Raw genomic sequence first — 15,334 nt, forward strand, 5'->3', positions numbered from 1 at the left:
GAACCATTCCAAACGGAGGTAAAATGCCTATTTTCGCGCGTGCCAGCCTTGCTCTCGTTGCAGCGACTTTTCTATCTGGAACTGCTTCCGCCAATGAGGTGAATATCTACACGACGCGCGAACCGGGCCTCATTCAGCCTCTGCTGGACGCATTCAAGGCTTCGACGGGCATCACGGTCAACACCGTGTTCTTGAAGGATGGTCTGGCCGAGCGCGTCGCATCGGAAGGCGCAAGCTCTCCTGCCGATATTCTGATGACGGTCGATGCGGGCAATCTCGTTGATCTCGCAGAAAAGGGGCTGACCCAGCCGGTCGAATCCAAGACCCTGAACGAAGCCGTGCCGGAGCAGCTTCGTGACGCCAAGGGCAACTGGTATGCCCTGTCGCTGCGCGCCCGCGTGGTTTATGCGTCGAAGGATCTGGAACTCGACGCCATCAATTATGAAGACCTGTCCGATCCGAAGTGGAAGGGCAAGATCTGCATCCGCTCCGGTCAGCATCCTTACAACACCGCGCTTTTCGCCGATTACATCGCCCATTACGGCGCTGAAAAGACCGAAGCCTGGCTGACCGGCCTGAAGGCCAATCTGGCCCGCAAGGCTGCCGGTGGTGACCGCGATGGCGCCAAGGATATTGTCGGCGGAATTTGCGATATCGCCGTTGCCAATTCCTATTATGTCGGCCTGATGCGTTCGGGTAAGGGCGGCGATGAGCAGAAGGGCTGGGGCGAGGGCATCAAGGTCATCCTCCCGACTTTCAAGGATGGCGGCACGCAGGTCAATATCAGCGGCGCAGCCGTGGCCAAGAATGCCCCGCATAAGGAAGAGGCTGTCAAGCTTCTCGAATATCTGGTTTCCGACGAAGCGCAGAAGATTTATGCCGAGGCCAATTACGAATATCCGGTGAAGCCGGGCGCTCCGGTCGATGCGATTGTAAAGTCGTTTGGCGAATTGAATATCGACAAGGTTCCGCTGACCCAAATCGTCAGCCATCGCAAGGAAGCCAGCGAACTGGTTGATAAGGTTGGTTTCGACAACTAAAACCAGAATGACAGTATGAACAAAGCGCCGGTGCTTCATGCGCCGGCGTTTCAGTATAACGAGCACAATGACACCTATGCCCGCCACAGCACGACGTTCGCTTTTCCGGCCTGCAAGGGCGGGGCGCGTCTGGCTTTGGGCTTCAGCGGTGATTGCGCTTCTTGTTTTCCTGCCGGTTCTGGCGCTCGCTCGCGAAGCTTTGCAGGGTTCGGCAGGCCTGTGGCAGCATCTGTTCGCGACATTGTTGCCGACAGCCTTTGCCGATACGATCATTCTTCTGCTTGGCGTCGGCTTCATTGCCGCGCTCGTCGGGACGTCGATGGCGTGGCTGGTGACAGCCTATGATTTTCGCGGGCGCGGTATTCTGGAATGGGCGCTGCTGCTGCCGCTGGCGGTGCCGACCTATATCGTCGCCTATACCTATCTGGACATTCTTCATCCGATAGGGCCGGTGCAGGGCGCAATTCGCTATATTTTGGGCTTTGATAGCCCGCGCCAGTTCCGCTTGCCGGATATTCGCTCGATGACCGGCTGCATTCTGCTGCTGGGCTTCGTGCTCTATCCTTATGTTTATATCCCGACCCGGGCGATGTTTCTGACGCAGTCGGCGAGCCTCATGGATGCCGCACGAACCCTTGGCGTCAGTCGCCGCGGCATTTTCTGGCGGGTGGCGTTGCCGCTGGCGCGTCCCGCTGTTGCCGTTGGTGTCAGCCTCGCCTTGATGGAAACGCTGAACGATGTGGGCGCGGCTGAGTTTCTCGGCGTTCGCACGCTGACCGTATCGATCTACACGACATGGATCACGCGATCCGATCTGCCGGGCGCGGCACAGCTGGCGCTGGCTTTGCTGCTGATCGTGGTGGCGCTGGTGTCGCTGGAGCGTTGGGCGCGGCGCAAACAGCGCTTTGCTTCCAACATCCGCCATTCGCGCGGTTTTGAACCATCGAAGGTTTCAGCAGCCAGAGGGCTGGGGCTGTTTGCTATCGGGTCTTTGCCGGTGGTCATCGGCTTTGTCGGACCGGCGCTCTATCTGCTTATCGAAGCAATCAAGCGCGCCCGCTTCGCAGGCATATCGCCGCGTCTTGCCGGGGAGGCGGTCAACACGCTGCTGCTGGCCTCGATTGCGACAGCGATTGTGCTGGTCTGTGGCATGGCGGTTGCTTATGCGGTGCGTCTGTTTCCAGGCGCTTCCTCCCGCTGGTTCTATCGCCTGTCGACCATGGGCTATGCCGCCCCCGGTACGGTGATTGCCATTGGTATTCTCGTCGTTTCGGGCAGCTTCGATCATGTGTTCAACCAACTGGCCGGGTATCTTCTCGGCGTTCCCGCCGGTCTGATCCTGATCGGTTCGGGTGCCGCTGTGGTTTATGCCTATGGGGTGCGGTTTATGGCCATCGCCGCTGGCGGCATCGATGCCGGGCTGGAGCGCATTCCGCTGTCGCTCGATCATGCATCGCGCACGCTTGGACGAAGCGTGACGGCGACATTCCGCTCCGTGCATCTGCCGCTCTCCAGAACGGCAATTGTTGCAGCCGGATTGCTGGTTTTCGTGGACTGTGTGAAGGAGCTGCCCGCGACTTTGCTTCTCCGCCCGCTCAATATGGAAACTTTCGCGACGCATCTTTACGGCGAAGCCGCCCGCGGTACATATGAAGAAGCGTCGATTGCCGCACTTGCCATTGTGGTGATCGGTATTGTGCCGGTTATCCTGCTTGCGCGGGTAGGCCGTAGGACTGTCGATTCCGCGCGTCAATATTAAAATTGTCTAATATAGTAAGTGTCTTAAGTATAGACCTTATACCCTGGTATCGCTTGGCTTTTATGCTCGAATTTATGATTGCTTAAGTAGTGTAGGCTAAAGAAAATCCTGTTATATAATAAAACTACCAATATGCTTCGGTCAGGGCCGACGCGGCCTTGCGCGAATGAGAGCGGGGGCGTGACGTGTTCAAAGTTATCGAATGCATATCCGTACAGCACGACAGATCTATCGTCATCCTGGCCGCCCTCATTTCCTTCATAGGTGTCTTTGCGTTTTTTCTTCTGCTGGCGAGAGCGGGCGAATGCGCCGATCATCGCCGTGACAGCTGGCTCGCAACCGCTGCCTTTGCAGGCGGCTTGAGCGTCTGGGCAACGCATTTCGTTGCGATGCTCGCCTATCAGGGCACGGTGGCGATCGAGTTTGACCTCATCATCACGACGCTTTCAGCTGTGATTGCCATTGCCGGTTTCTGGGTCATACTTCGCTTGCTCAATTTCGACAGCGTCAAGGCAAACCTGTTTGCAGGATTTTGTGGCGCGCTGGTGATCGCCGCAATGCATTTCACCGGCATGGCCGCAATCCGGGCTGCTGCGACAGTCCAGTTTGATGCAGTGCCTATCATCGTCGGCGCGGTTGTCTCCACCCTGTTGCTGGCTGGCGCTTTCGAGGTGATGCGTCTCTCAGGCCGTTGGATGCGCATTTCCCTTGCCACGGTTCTCGGCGTCGGCTCGATCTGCGTCCTGCATTTCACCACCATGTCGTCCAGCACTTTGATACCCGATCCAAGCCTGCCTGCGGCTGATCCGCTGGGTACGGGCCGCATGTGGATCGTCGGCGCTGTGGCGACGGTCTCTTGCTTCATCGCGTTCATGACTGTCGCTGCCGTATTCATCGACCGTTACATGACGGATTTGAAGGGCTTTGCCAATGCGACGCTGGACGGGCTTGCCGTCATCCGCGACGACCGGATCGTCGAAGTGAATGCGCGCTTTTCGCGTTTGATGAACAGCACTGAAAAGGCGCTGATCGGGCGTTCGCCAGAGGATTTGCTGCTGACGGCAGATGGTCTGCCCGCCGCCGCGCCGCGCACGGCTGCGGTCGAGGCGACTCCCCGGCAGGAAAATGACGAGCGGATTTTCGAACTCGCCGTCCACACGATTGAATATCAGGGCAAGGCCTGTGAAGTGCTCGCCGTGCGAGACCTGACGGAAAAGCACGCCGCGCAGCGTCAGATCGAGCATATGGCGAACCATGATGCGCTGACCGATCTTCCCAATCGCGCCTTTTTCGAACAGCGCCTGTCCAATGCCGTAGGCGGACGCTCGCAGCAGCGTTGCGCCGTCTTCGCGCTCGATCTCGACCGGTTCAAGGCGGTGAACGATATTTTCGGTCATGCGCAGGGCGACCGGGTGTTGAAAACCGTTGCCAATATTCTGCGGCGCACGATTAGCGGCGTCGATACGGCGGCGCGCATTGGCGGCGACGAGTTCGTGATCCTGCAGGTCGGCGTGCCGCAGCCTTCAGGCGCGCGCAAGCTTGCCGAGCGGATATTGGACGAATTTAAAAAGGAAATGAATATGATCGCCGATCAGACGGCGGTGGGCGTCAGTATCGGTGTTGCGATCTATCCGACCGATGGCCGTGATGCCGAAACGCTCCGCCACGCTGCCGACGTCGCGCTTTACCGCGCAAAGACTAGCGGCAAGGGCATGGTTGCGTTCTATTCGCCGGAAATGGATCGCGAGATTACCGAGCGGCGGCAGCTGGAAGCCGATCTGCGGCAGGCCATGTCGCGCGGTCAGATAACAATCGCCTACCAGCCGCTGATCGGAACCGCCGACGGTTCCTGCAAGGGCTACGAAGCGCTGTTGCGCTGGACGCATCCGGAGCGCGGAACCATTCCGCCGGAAGTGTTCATTCCGATTGCCGAGGAAACCGGTGTCATTATCGCCCTTGGCGAATGGGTGCTGCGGGAAGCATGCCGGACGGCAGCAAGCTGGGACCGGCACCTGACGGTCGCCGTCAATGTGTCTCCGATCCAGTTTCGCCTGACCAATCTGCCTGAGACAGTCGCCGCCATTCTGGATGAAACCGGACTTGAGGCCTATCGGCTGGAACTTGAAGTTACGGAAGCGGCACTCATCAAGGACAGGCCCACCACGCTGGAACTGCTGCGCCGGATCAAGAAACTGGGCGTGCGCATCGTGATGGACGATTTCGGCACCGGCTATTCCTCGCTGAACAACCTCCAGAGCTTCCCATTCGACAAGATCAAGATCGACCGCAGCTTCATCAATACGATGGAAACCGATGTCAGTTCCCACGCGATTGTGCGGGCAATTGTCGGGCTTGGGCGCAGTCTCGATCTGCCCGTCGTAGCGGAAGGTATCGAAAATTTTCATCAGCACCGCATGGTGATCGAAGAGGGCTGCGCACAGGTGCAGGGTTTCCTGTTCGGGCGCCCCGCACAGGCGCCAGGCATGGCCGACCCGTCAGAAATTGTTCCCTACAAGAAATTTGTGGACAAATAAAACGTTCCGCCTTGCTTGCTGCGGCGAATAAAGTGGAGCTTCGGAAGCGGCTCCCGGGCTCTCTATACTCTGCCAAATTGTTACAAGGCTGTTACATGACAGTCGCGCGATGTGCTTTCAGGGCGCGTCCGGCGGCCTGCGCGTCGGTAGCGCCAAGACAAATAATCCAAGACTATCAAAGGGGTTGCCACAGCACCCGTATCGGAGGGGAGCGGGGATAGTATAATGTTTTCAACACGATATTTCGCGTGATCGCAATAATATGTGAATTTATTACAAGGAGCTTTCCGTGCTTCTAACACGTTGAAGCCACAAATTGACAGCTCAATGGGGCTGAAGCATCGGGCAAGAAACGACATCGTTTTGGAAAGCACGGTGTAAAGGAAAGTAAACAATACCTTCGATCCGGAAGGAAAAGCCATGTGGCGGCTTTTGACCTGACGTATCGCGGCTTAAGTTGGATGATAGATACAATGCTTACTTCGCAGCAATGGCTCCCGGTCGAATTGCTCAACATCGGGCTGGCCGCGGCTCTTTTCTTCGCCTGCCTTGTCCACTCTCTGTGGAAGGCGGTCTTCGATGAACTCAATCCGGTTTTCTGGCGCCGCACGGCTGCCCTTTTGTGGGCTGGTGTCGTGGTCGTCGCGCTGAGCGGCGGGCTGGACAGCTTCGACTGGGTACAGGCAATCGGCTGGATGCTCGTCGCCGGTGGCGTTGCCGCAACGGTGGTTCGCGCCGGTCTTTCCTATTATCGCCAGTATTGCGCGCAGAACCCGCAGGGTGTCTTCGGTCGTCGCACGCGGCTTTCGGGACGGTGAGCCTTATGTTTGCAAGAACCGAAACAATGCCCTTGCGGCAACACCGCCCTTATAGCCTGCGCTCGTTCTTTATCCGCGCTTTTGGCTCTGCACGATCCCGTAAATATTCGTAGAACGGGCGCCGGAGCGGCAATAGGCGAAGAACGGCCCTTCTGCCTCGTCAAGCGCCGCCGCCATGGCATGGACATCATCCTGCGTCAGCTGGCCGCCAACCACCGGAATGTAATAGGTGGCGAGGCCAGCTTTCTCTGCAACACGCGCAATTTCTGCAAAATCCGGCTGTTCCGGGCCGCCTTCGCCATCGGGACGGTTGCAGATGATCGTCTGAAAGCCTTCTGCCGCAATGTCGCGTACGTCATCGGGCGAAATCTGGCCCGAGACTGAGTAATTATCGTCGATCTGGCGAATATCCATTTTATCCTCGCTATCGGCGCTGCCTTTCATACACAATATATTCGGGCGATGGCCGAAATACTTGTGCTGCATGCCTGTTCGCTGGCACCATACATAAAACCCGATATGATGCTACAGCAAACTGTAGCAATGTGTCGGGATGCGCAAACAGCAGGCAAGAGAAATGACAATACCCAAGATCAGTCAGGATGTGGTGCGCCTCGCACATCGCGTTTCGGGCTTCCAGGAAGGGCACCGCGCCGTGCCCGAGGAAGTGCCGGTCGCGATGAGCTACAACGGCTCCACACAGGCTGTCATGATGGCGACCCCATCCGATCTGGAGGATTTCGCGGTCGGGTTCAGTCTGACCGAAGGTATTATCGACGATGCCGGCCAGATTGAAAGCATCGAGCTTGTCGCATTCGCGGAAGGCGTGGATGTGCAGATGCGCCTTGCTGAATTGCCGGAACAGCGGCTGGCGGCGCGTCGCCGTTTCATGGCTGGCCCGGTTGGCTGCGGACTATGCGGCATCGATTCCATCGAACAGGCCTTGCGCCCGGTGAAGCCGCTCGCGGTGGACGGCTACCGTTTTTCGGCGAGCACCATTGCCATCGCGATGGCGGCACTCGGGCGTGAACAACAATTGAATGCGATCACCCATTCGGTTCACGCAGCTGGTTTCTACACACCGCAGCAGGGATTGATTGCTGCGCGTGAGGATGTTGGCCGGCATAATGCGCTGGACAAGCTCGTTGGCGCTCTGGCGCGTAGCGAGTTCGCAACCGGATGCGGCATAACCGTGATCACGAGCCGGGTATCCGTTGAAATGGTGCAAAAGGCAGTGAAGCTTGGCGCGCCGGTTCTTGCGGCTATTTCAGCGCCCACGGCACTCGCCATTCGCACGGCACAGGAGGCCAATCTCACTCTGGTCGCCATCGTGCGCGGCGAAGAATTCGATATCTACACCCATGGCGAGCGTATTGTGGTCGACTGAGATACGGCCCCGCATGGCGGGGCCGTTCCTGTGAGCGATCAAACCAATGCGGCGATACGGCTGTGTTCGCCGACGATCTGCAAGGCCGCGTGAGCGGCTTCGACACCCTTCACCTTGAAATGGTTGAAGAAGAAGTCGTGATGCTCCTTGCTGTCATGGAAATGATGCGGGGTCAGAACGACGCTCAGCACCGGCACTTCGGTTTCCAGCTGCACCTGCATCATGCCGTTGATGACGGCAGTGGCCACGAAATCATGGCGATAGATGCCGCCATCGATGACGAATGCGGAGCCGACGATGGCTGCATACTGGCCGGTCTTGGCAAGCGTCTTGGCATGAAGCGGAATTTCGTAAGCGCCGGGAACATCGAAGACGTCCACTTCGACATTGGTGCCGGTTTGGGCGGCGAGTTCCGCGATAAAGCTCTTGCGGGCTTCGTCGACAATGTCGGCGTGCCAGCGGGCCTGAATGAATGCAACTTTGAAGGAAGTCTTGTTCGGATAGCTCTGGTTCATAGGTTCCTCAAGAAACTAGAATCAGGGCGCACAAAGGAACGCATTGCTCGCGTCGGGAGACGCAATTCGTCACGCTCTTTTGCTCTCTTTCATCCGGACTATACCGTCGGCTCCGGCATCTCACCGGATCTGCTGACCCTGACAGAAGAAGCGAATCAGCTTCCTTCTTTCAGGCGCTCGCGGGCTTAGAAATCGCTTTCCATACCGCCGGTGGGGAATCTCACCCCGCCCCGAGAACAAGCCCACGCACTATTGCGAGAGCACCCTTAAATTAAGTGGCGGCTGCGATCTTGTCCAGTCGGTTCACAGGATTTTTATCCCATTAAAGAGCGTGCAGCGTCATTTTTGGTCTACGGAAATTCAAACGTTTAGGCGCTAGCCGCAACAGCTCCCCAAAAAAGCCTAAATGCCTCATTTCTCATGCGAAATTGCCCGCAGAAAAGGGCAGCAAATTTTAATCGATTAAATTTTTCACTATTTATCATATCTGCCGTATTGACACCCATCAGGGGTTTCAGCCTATCCTAAGCATTACATCTTGTCGGTTGGATGCGGTTCATCCATAAAAGACAACGTTGTCAATTGGGGTGAGGCGGCGTAAAGATGGTATGGAGGACATCGCAGCACGTCGTGTCGTTTGGCCGGGGTATCCGGCGGGGATCATCTCCCTGTGTCGGGTTGCGGCAGTGAATGAGGAGGAGCCGGTTGTATGGAGCGACCGGTTTCAGTTTGCGCCTGAAGGCGCGGACAGGACGAAGGAAATATAAGTTTCGTTTGTTTCTACGGGAGGTAGACATGCATAAACTTCTGAAACTCGCCGCTATGGGCACCGCTGCCTGCGCTTTGCTCGCCGGAATGGCGCCTGTCGCAAATGCACAGGATGCCAAGCAGAATGTTGAGGTTCTGCACTGGTGGACCGCTGGCGGTGAAGCTGCCGCGCTCGATGTTCTCAAGAAGGACCTCGAAAAGAAGGGCATCAGCTGGACTGACATGCCGGTTGCAGGCGGTGGCGGCACCGAAGCCATGACCGTTCTGCGCGCCCGCGTTACCGCTGGCAACGCACCGACCGCCGTGCAGATGCTCGGTTTCGACATTCGCGACTGGGCCGAGCAGGGCGCTCTTGGCAATCTCGATGAAGTTGCCAACAAGGAAGGCTGGGACAAGGTCATTCCGGCTCCGTTGCAGGCATTCGCCAAGTATGAAGATCACTGGATCGCCGCGCCTGTGAATGTCCACACCACCAACTGGATGTGGATCAACAAGGCCGCGCTCGACAAGGCAGGCGGCAAGGAACCGGCAAACTGGGATGAGTTGATTGCGCTTCTCGACAAGTTCAAGGAGCAGGGCATCACGCCAATCGCCCACGGTGGCCAGCCTTGGCAGGATGCGACGATCTTCGACGCTGTCGTGCTTTCGTTCGGCACCGATTTCTACAAGAAGGCCTTCATCGATCTCGACCCGGAAACGCTGGGCAGTGATACGATGAAGCAGGCTTTTGACCGTATGACCAAGCTGCGCAGCTATGTCGATGACAACTTCTCCGGTCGCGACTGGAACCTGGCTTCGGCCATGGTCATCGAAGGCAAGGCCGGTCTGCAGTTCATGGGCGACTGGGCCAAGGGCGAATTCGTGAAGGCCGGCAAGAAGCCGGGCACGGATTTCGTCTGCATGCGCTATCCGGGCACGCAGGGCGCGGTGACCTTCAACTCCGACATGTTCGCGATGTTCAAGGTTTCCGACGACAAGATCCCGGCGCAGATGGAAATGGCATCGGCTGTTGAAAGCCCGACCTTCCAGTCGGCCTTCAACGTGGTCAAGGGCTCGGCGCCTGCACGCACCGACGTGCCGAACACCGACTTCGATGCTTGCGGCCAGAAGGCTATCGCCGACCTGAAGGAAGCCGATGGCAAGGGCACGATGCTGGGTTCCATGGCGCATGGCTATGCCAATCCGGCAGCCGTCAAGAACGCGATCTACGACGTGGTGACCCGCGAGTTCAACGGACAGCTCTCTTCGGAAGATGCTGTCAAGGAACTCGTCTCGGCTGTCGCTGCAGCGAAGTGATGCGCTGAATAGGCGTCCGGGAAGTTTAAACCTCCCGGACGTTTTTTATCCGGCCCGGATTCTCCGACCGGCGCAGCAATATCGTAACTAATCAAGCATTGCATGATGTTGTCTTGCATGGTTCCATCTGAACCGGTGAAGGCATCTCGGACCAACGCATTTTGCAGCCGGGTCGCGATCCGGTCTTGCATAAATGCCGCTGAAACGATCGTCTCCAATACGCCTTCATGGGGCATCAGGAGCGGCGCAAACTGGGTGGCGCAAATATGCAGCGTAACAGCCGATTGCAGGAAATCATCCCCAAGCTGGTCTTGGCTCCGAGTTTCCTGATCGTCCTCGTCTTCGTCTACGGGTTTATCATCTATACCGGCGTGCTTTCGCTGACCAACAGCCGCATGCTGCCATCCTACGGCTTCGTGGGATTGTCCAATTATGAGAAACTCTGGGCGCTGCCGCATTGGTGGCGGGCGATCACCAATCTGGCGATTTTCGCGTCGCTCTATATCATCATCTGCTCGGTGATCGGCCTGTTTCTGGCCATTCTGCTCGACCAGAAGATCCGCGGCGAAGGCTTTTTGCGTCCGATCTATCTCTACCCGATGGCCCTTTCCTTCATCGTGACCGGCACGGCATGGAAGTGGTTTCTCGATCCGGGCATCGGGCTTGAAAACACCATGCATCTGTGGGGTTGGGAAAGTTTTTCCTTCGGCTGGATCAAGAGCAACACCATGGCGATCTACTGTCTGGTGATCGCCGCCGTGTGGCAATCGTCGGGTTTCGTGATGGCGATGTTTCTTGCCGGCCTACGCGGCGTTGATAATGAAATCATCAAAGCGGCCCAGATCGACGGCGCTTCGACCGCCACGATCTATCGCCGCATCATTATTCCGCTGATGCGCCCGGTATTTCTGTCGGCCTTTGTCGTGCTGGCGCATCTGGCGATCAAGGCCTACGATCTGGTGATCGCGCTGACCGGCGGCGGGCCGGGGCAGGCGACCGAACTTCCGGCGACATTCATGTATTCCTATACGTTCACCCGTAACCAGATGGGCATTGGTGCTTCGTCAGCGATTATCATGCTGGCGATGATCTTCTCTATCATCATTCCCTATCTCTATTCGGAAATTCGCGGAGGGTCGCGGTCATGAGCGCCCAGTCGCAAGATAACGCCATCAACAGCGGAAAGCTGACGCGAGCGCTGATCTACACCGCGCTGCTGCTCTTCGCCTTTTATTATCTGTTGCCGCTCTATGTGATGCTGGTCAACTCGTTCAAGCCGCTGGAAGAAATCCGTCAGGGCGGCATGTTGAACTTGCCGCAGCAATGGACCATCGAGCCCTGGCTTTCGGCCTGGTCCACGGCGCAGATCGGTGTGCAGCCTACCGGACTGAAGCCGTTCTTCATCAATTCCATTTTGATGGTCGTGCCTGCCGTGGCAATCTCCACGATCATCGGCGCGTTGAATGGTTACGTGCTGACTAAATGGCGCTTTCGCGGCTCGAACATCTTCTTCGGACTGCTGCTTTTGTCATGCTTCATTCCGTTCCAGATCGTGCTCATCCCCATGGCGCGTGTGCTCGGGCTTTTCGGCATTGCCGGAACGATATGGGGCCTCATCATGGTGCACGTCATCTATGGTCTCGGCTTCACGACCCTCTATTTCCGCAACTATTACGAAGCGTTCCCGACCGAGCTGGTGCGTGCCGCGCAGATTGATGGCGCAAGCTTTTTCCAGATTTTCTGGCGCATTTTGCTGCCGTCGTCGGGGCCGATCATCGTGGTGTCGGTGATCTGGCAGTTCACCAATATCTGGAACGACTTCCTGTTCGGCGCGTCCTTCTCCGGCGCGCACTCCACGCCGATGACGGTTGCGCTCAACAACCTCGTTTCGTCTTCCACAGGCGTCAAGGAATATAACGTCCATTTCGCGGGCGCCATTCTGGCGGCTCTGCCGACGCTGATCGTCTATATCGTATCTGGCCGCTACTTCGTGCGCGGTCTGATGTCCGGTGCCGTCAAGGGATAAGTTCAATATGTCATTTCTGAAAATTACCGATCTCTACAAATCCTATGGCACCGTCTCGATCCTGAAAAACATCAATATCGAGATTGAAGAAGGCGGCTTTCTGGTTCTCGTTGGCCCGTCGGGTTGCGGCAAGTCCACACTGCTCAACACGATTGCCGGTCTTGAGCCGATCACCTCCGGCGACATTGCCATCAACGGCAAATCGGTTGCCGGCCTGCATCCATCTCAGCGCGATATCGCCATGGTCTTCCAGTCCTATGCGCTTTATCCGAACATGACGGTTGCCGGAAACATCGCTTTCGGCATGGAAATCCGCAAAGTTCCGAAGCCCGAGCGCGACAAGGCCATTCAGGAAGTGGCCGACATGTTGCAGATCGGGCATCTGCTCGACCGCAAGCCGAGCCAGCTTTCCGGTGGTCAGCGCCAGCGCGTCGCCATGGGCCGCGCATTGGTGCGCAATCCGCAGGTCTTCCTGTTCGATGAACCGCTGTCGAACCTCGATGCGAAGCTGCGTGTGGATATGCGCACCGAAATCAAGCGGCTGCACAACCGCATGAAAACCACCATTGTCTATGTCACGCATGACCAGATCGAAGCCATGACGCTGGCAACCAAAATCGCGGTGCTTAAAGACGGCGTCTTGCAGCAGTTCGGCACGCCTGCGGAGATTTATAACAATCCGTCCAACATGTTCGTGGCGGATTTCATGGGTTCACCGGCGATGAACCTGCTGTCCGTTGCAGTGGAGAAGAACGGCACGGATTATGCAATCTCGCTTGATCGCGGGGATGGGCAGGCTTTGACGCTGCCGCTGAAGAACGCGCCGCAAGCGCTTGGCGATTACGTGGGCAAACAGGTTGTCTTCGGCATTCGTCCGGAAGCCTTGACTGATCCCGACGGCGCGGATCGCAATGCGGGCGCTGTCGTGGAAGGCGACTGCCTGATTGACGTGGTCGAACCGGCAGGGTCGGACACGTTCGCGGTAACCCGTCTTGGCGGCAAGCATGTGGTCGCCCGGCTGCGCGCCGATGCGCGCATCGTTGCCGGGCAAGCATCGCGGCTCGCCTTCAATCTCGACAAGTCGGTGTTCTTCGATCCGACGAGCCAGGCACGGATTCTGTAGAACAACATTCGCCAGATACGGGAAATCGGTATCTAAACCGCTTCCCCATTCTGGCTCGCCGTTCAAAGCCAAAACGAAAAGAGCGCTTCCGACCAATCGGAAGCGCTCTTTTTCATAATTTGCCTGGAGGGCAAAATCAAATTCGATCTATGAACATCGCAAGCACTGGACCAGCCTCATCGGGCGGTCAACTCAGCGCAGAAAATCCAGTCCCAGAAGACCGACCGCAAGCGCCGTGTTCAGCGAAATGATCATCATGCCATAAACAAGTGCAGTTCTCGTAATATCGTTCATTTCCTACCTCCTTGAGCCGGGACCACCCCTTCCAGACTCGAAGCCTCGTGAAACTGTTACCGAATGTAACAGTCCGTTACGGAGAGCGCAACCCCGCTTTACACAATTGTGAACGATTGAAATCTGCCGTGAGAAAATTGGCTGCCGGCAGCCCGCGCTCGCGGTCCGGTCGCAAAAATCGCCACCAAGTCACCACAATGTGAGAAAAAATTGGCTAGCAATCTATCTATAAGCTCGACATAGCTTCGGCAGGCTTTATGTAAAAAGCACGGCTTATTCGGATATTCATCGTGAACCGCATCATTCCACTTGTGCTGGCTATTGCTCTTTTCATGGAGCAGATGGATTCGAATGTCATCTCGACATCTTTGCCAGCAATTGCCGCAGATATCGGCACCAGCCCGATTGCGCTCAAGCTGGCGCTGACGGCCTATCTCGTCGCGCTCGCGGTGTTCATCCCAGTCAGCGGCTGGATGGCCGATCGGTTTGGCGCCAAAAATGTCTTTCGCGCGGCCATTGCCGTCTTCGTCGTCGGTTCGATTGCCTGTGCAGCAGCAAACTCGCTGACCGCCTTCGTGGTTGCGCGCTTCTTGCAGGGCATGGGCGGCGCGATGATGACGCCGGTGGGGCGTCTTGTGCTTATTCGCTCCACACCGCGCAGTGAGCTTGTCTCCGCCATGGCGTGGCTGACGATCCCGGCCATGGTCGGCCCGTTGGTTGGTCCGCCGGTTGGCGGCTTCATCACGACCTTTCTCACCTGGCACTGGATATTCCTGATCAATGTACCCATCGGCGCTGTCGGTATCTGGTTTGCAACGCGCTTCCTGCCCGATAATGACGAGCGCATCGTCAAGCGTCTCGACTGGCCGGGTTTCGTTCTTTCCGGCATCGCCATGTCTGGTGTGGTCTTCGGCCTCTCAGTGGTCAGCCTTCCGGCGTTGCCGCCCGCCGTTGGCTTGGTCACTCTGGCTGTCGGTCTGATCTGCTCGGTGCTTTACATCGGCCATGCGCGGCGCAGCGCCGATCCGCTGCTCGATCTGCGGCTGTTCGACAATCAGGTTTTCCGTTCGGCAGTGTTCGGCGGCAGTATTTTCCGCTTTGGCATTGGCGCAATTCCGTTTCTGCTGCCGCTGATGTTCCAGCTCGGCTTCGGGTTCTCTCCGTTCCAGTCGGGCATGATAACCTTCGTGTCAGCCATCGGCGCTATCAGCATGAAGTTCGGTGCAAAACGGATTTTCGCTCGGATCGGTTTCCGGCGCGCCTTGATGGCGGGCTCGATCATTTCGGCGGGCTTCATCGCGGTAAACAGCCTGTTCACGCCTGCAACGCCGATCTGGTTCATTCTCGGCTTCCTGCTGGTCGGCGGCTTTGCGCGCTCCCTGTTCTTTACCGGCGTCAATGCGCTGGCCTATGCGGAAATTCCGGATGAGAAGACCAGTCAGGCCACGCCGATGACCGCTGTTGCACAGCAGGTTTCGCTGGCGATTGGCGTTGCGCTTGCCGGCGGCGTTCTGGAAATCAGCAGTGGCTTGCGCGGTGCGCCGCTTGCTTTGGTCGATTTCCACGTCGGCTTTATCGTGGTGGCTTTGGTCTCCGCAGTGGCATTCTTCTGGTTCGCGCGGCTTTCGCCCGATGCCGGTCACGAATTGGCCGGGCCGACTGTCGTTAAACCGAAGAGCACTGAGCGTGCTGTAGTCGAAGCGGCAAACTCGTCGGCGGGTAAATAAAAGGGGCCGTGGGGCCCCTGTCGTGACTTTGCGATTTCGTTTGAAAA

General features: G+C 57.3%; 12 protein-coding genes and 1 riboswitch. Of the genes, 10 read left to right on the forward strand and 2 right to left on the reverse strand.

What is annotated here, in order from left to right:
* The first annotated feature begins 23 nt into the window (after nt 1-23).
* From D8666_RS12540 to D8666_RS12555, 4 genes are all read left to right on the forward strand, one after another.
* Nucleotides 24-1,040 carry a Fe(3+) ABC transporter substrate-binding protein gene (locus D8666_RS12540; protein WP_109367213.1) on the forward strand — a complete coding sequence of 339 codons (1,017 nt, stop codon included), beginning with the start codon at nt 24-26 and terminating at the stop codon, nt 1,038-1,040.
* Nucleotides 1,041-1,107: 67 nt separating this feature from the next.
* Nucleotides 1,108-2,799 carry an ABC transporter permease gene (locus tag D8666_RS12545; protein WP_109367214.1) on the forward strand — a complete coding sequence of 564 codons (1,692 nt, stop codon included), beginning with the start codon at nt 1,108-1,110 and terminating at the stop codon, nt 2,797-2,799.
* A 185-nt stretch (nt 2,800-2,984) separates the two neighbouring features.
* The gene (locus D8666_RS12550; RefSeq protein ID WP_109367215.1) at nt 2,985-5,333 is read left to right on the forward strand and encodes a bifunctional diguanylate cyclase/phosphodiesterase; all 2,349 of its coding nucleotides are present in this window, start codon (nt 2,985-2,987) and stop codon (nt 5,331-5,333) included.
* Between the two features lie 473 nt (nt 5,334-5,806).
* Nucleotides 5,807-6,151 carry a hypothetical protein gene (locus D8666_RS12555; RefSeq protein WP_121538239.1) on the forward strand — a complete coding sequence of 115 codons (345 nt, stop codon included), beginning with the start codon at nt 5,807-5,809 and terminating at the stop codon, nt 6,149-6,151.
* A 69-nt stretch (nt 6,152-6,220) separates the two neighbouring features.
* On the opposite strand, the gene D8666_RS12560 is transcribed toward D8666_RS12555, so the two are convergent.
* Nucleotides 6,221-6,565 carry a protein tyrosine phosphatase family protein gene (locus tag D8666_RS12560; protein WP_109367971.1) on the reverse strand — a complete coding sequence of 115 codons (345 nt, stop codon included), beginning with the start codon at nt 6,563-6,565 and terminating at the stop codon, nt 6,221-6,223.
* A gap of 163 nt (nt 6,566-6,728) precedes the next feature.
* Between D8666_RS12560 and fdhD the strand changes: the two genes are divergently transcribed.
* On the forward strand, nt 6,729-7,538 hold the full coding sequence (fdhD, locus tag D8666_RS12565; RefSeq protein ID WP_109367217.1) for a formate dehydrogenase accessory sulfurtransferase FdhD: 810 nt from the start codon (nt 6,729-6,731) through the stop codon (nt 7,536-7,538).
* Between the two features lie 38 nt (nt 7,539-7,576).
* On the opposite strand, the gene D8666_RS12570 is transcribed toward fdhD, so the two are convergent.
* Entirely contained in the window at nt 7,577-8,053 is a 477-nt protein-coding gene (locus D8666_RS12570; RefSeq protein ID WP_109367218.1) for a 6,7-dimethyl-8-ribityllumazine synthase, read from the reverse strand.
* Nucleotides 8,054-8,130: 77 nt separating this feature from the next.
* Nucleotides 8,131-8,295: riboswitch (FMN riboswitch) on the reverse strand.
* Between the two features lie 553 nt (nt 8,296-8,848).
* On the opposite strand from D8666_RS12570, the gene D8666_RS12575 reads away from it, so the two are divergent.
* From D8666_RS12575 to D8666_RS12595, 5 genes are all read left to right on the forward strand, one after another.
* A complete protein-coding gene (locus tag D8666_RS12575) occupies nt 8,849-10,117 on the forward strand; it encodes an ABC transporter substrate-binding protein (protein ID WP_109367219.1) in 1,269 nt (422 codons plus the stop codon).
* A gap of 266 nt (nt 10,118-10,383) precedes the next feature.
* Entirely contained in the window at nt 10,384-11,265 is an 882-nt protein-coding gene (locus tag D8666_RS12580; RefSeq protein WP_109367972.1) for a carbohydrate ABC transporter permease, read from the forward strand.
* The gene (locus D8666_RS12585; protein ID WP_109367220.1) at nt 11,262-12,143 is read left to right on the forward strand and encodes a carbohydrate ABC transporter permease; all 882 of its coding nucleotides are present in this window, start codon (nt 11,262-11,264) and stop codon (nt 12,141-12,143) included. The genes D8666_RS12580 and D8666_RS12585 overlap by 4 nt, the downstream gene beginning before the upstream one ends.
* Nucleotides 12,144-12,150: 7 nt before the next feature.
* Nucleotides 12,151-13,266, forward strand: coding sequence for an ABC transporter ATP-binding protein (locus D8666_RS12590; protein ID WP_121538241.1), 1,116 nt, complete (start codon nt 12,151-12,153; stop codon nt 13,264-13,266).
* Between the two features lie 584 nt (nt 13,267-13,850).
* Nucleotides 13,851-15,287, forward strand: a complete 1,437-nt coding sequence (locus tag D8666_RS12595; RefSeq protein ID WP_109367222.1) for a DHA2 family efflux MFS transporter permease subunit — start codon at nt 13,851-13,853, stop codon at nt 15,285-15,287.
* The last annotated feature ends 47 nt before the right edge of the window (nt 15,288-15,334 follow it).

The sequence above is a fragment of the Ochrobactrum soli genome (assembly GCF_003664555.1).
Taxonomy (GTDB): Bacteria; Pseudomonadota; Alphaproteobacteria; order Rhizobiales; family Rhizobiaceae; genus Brucella; species Brucella teleogrylli.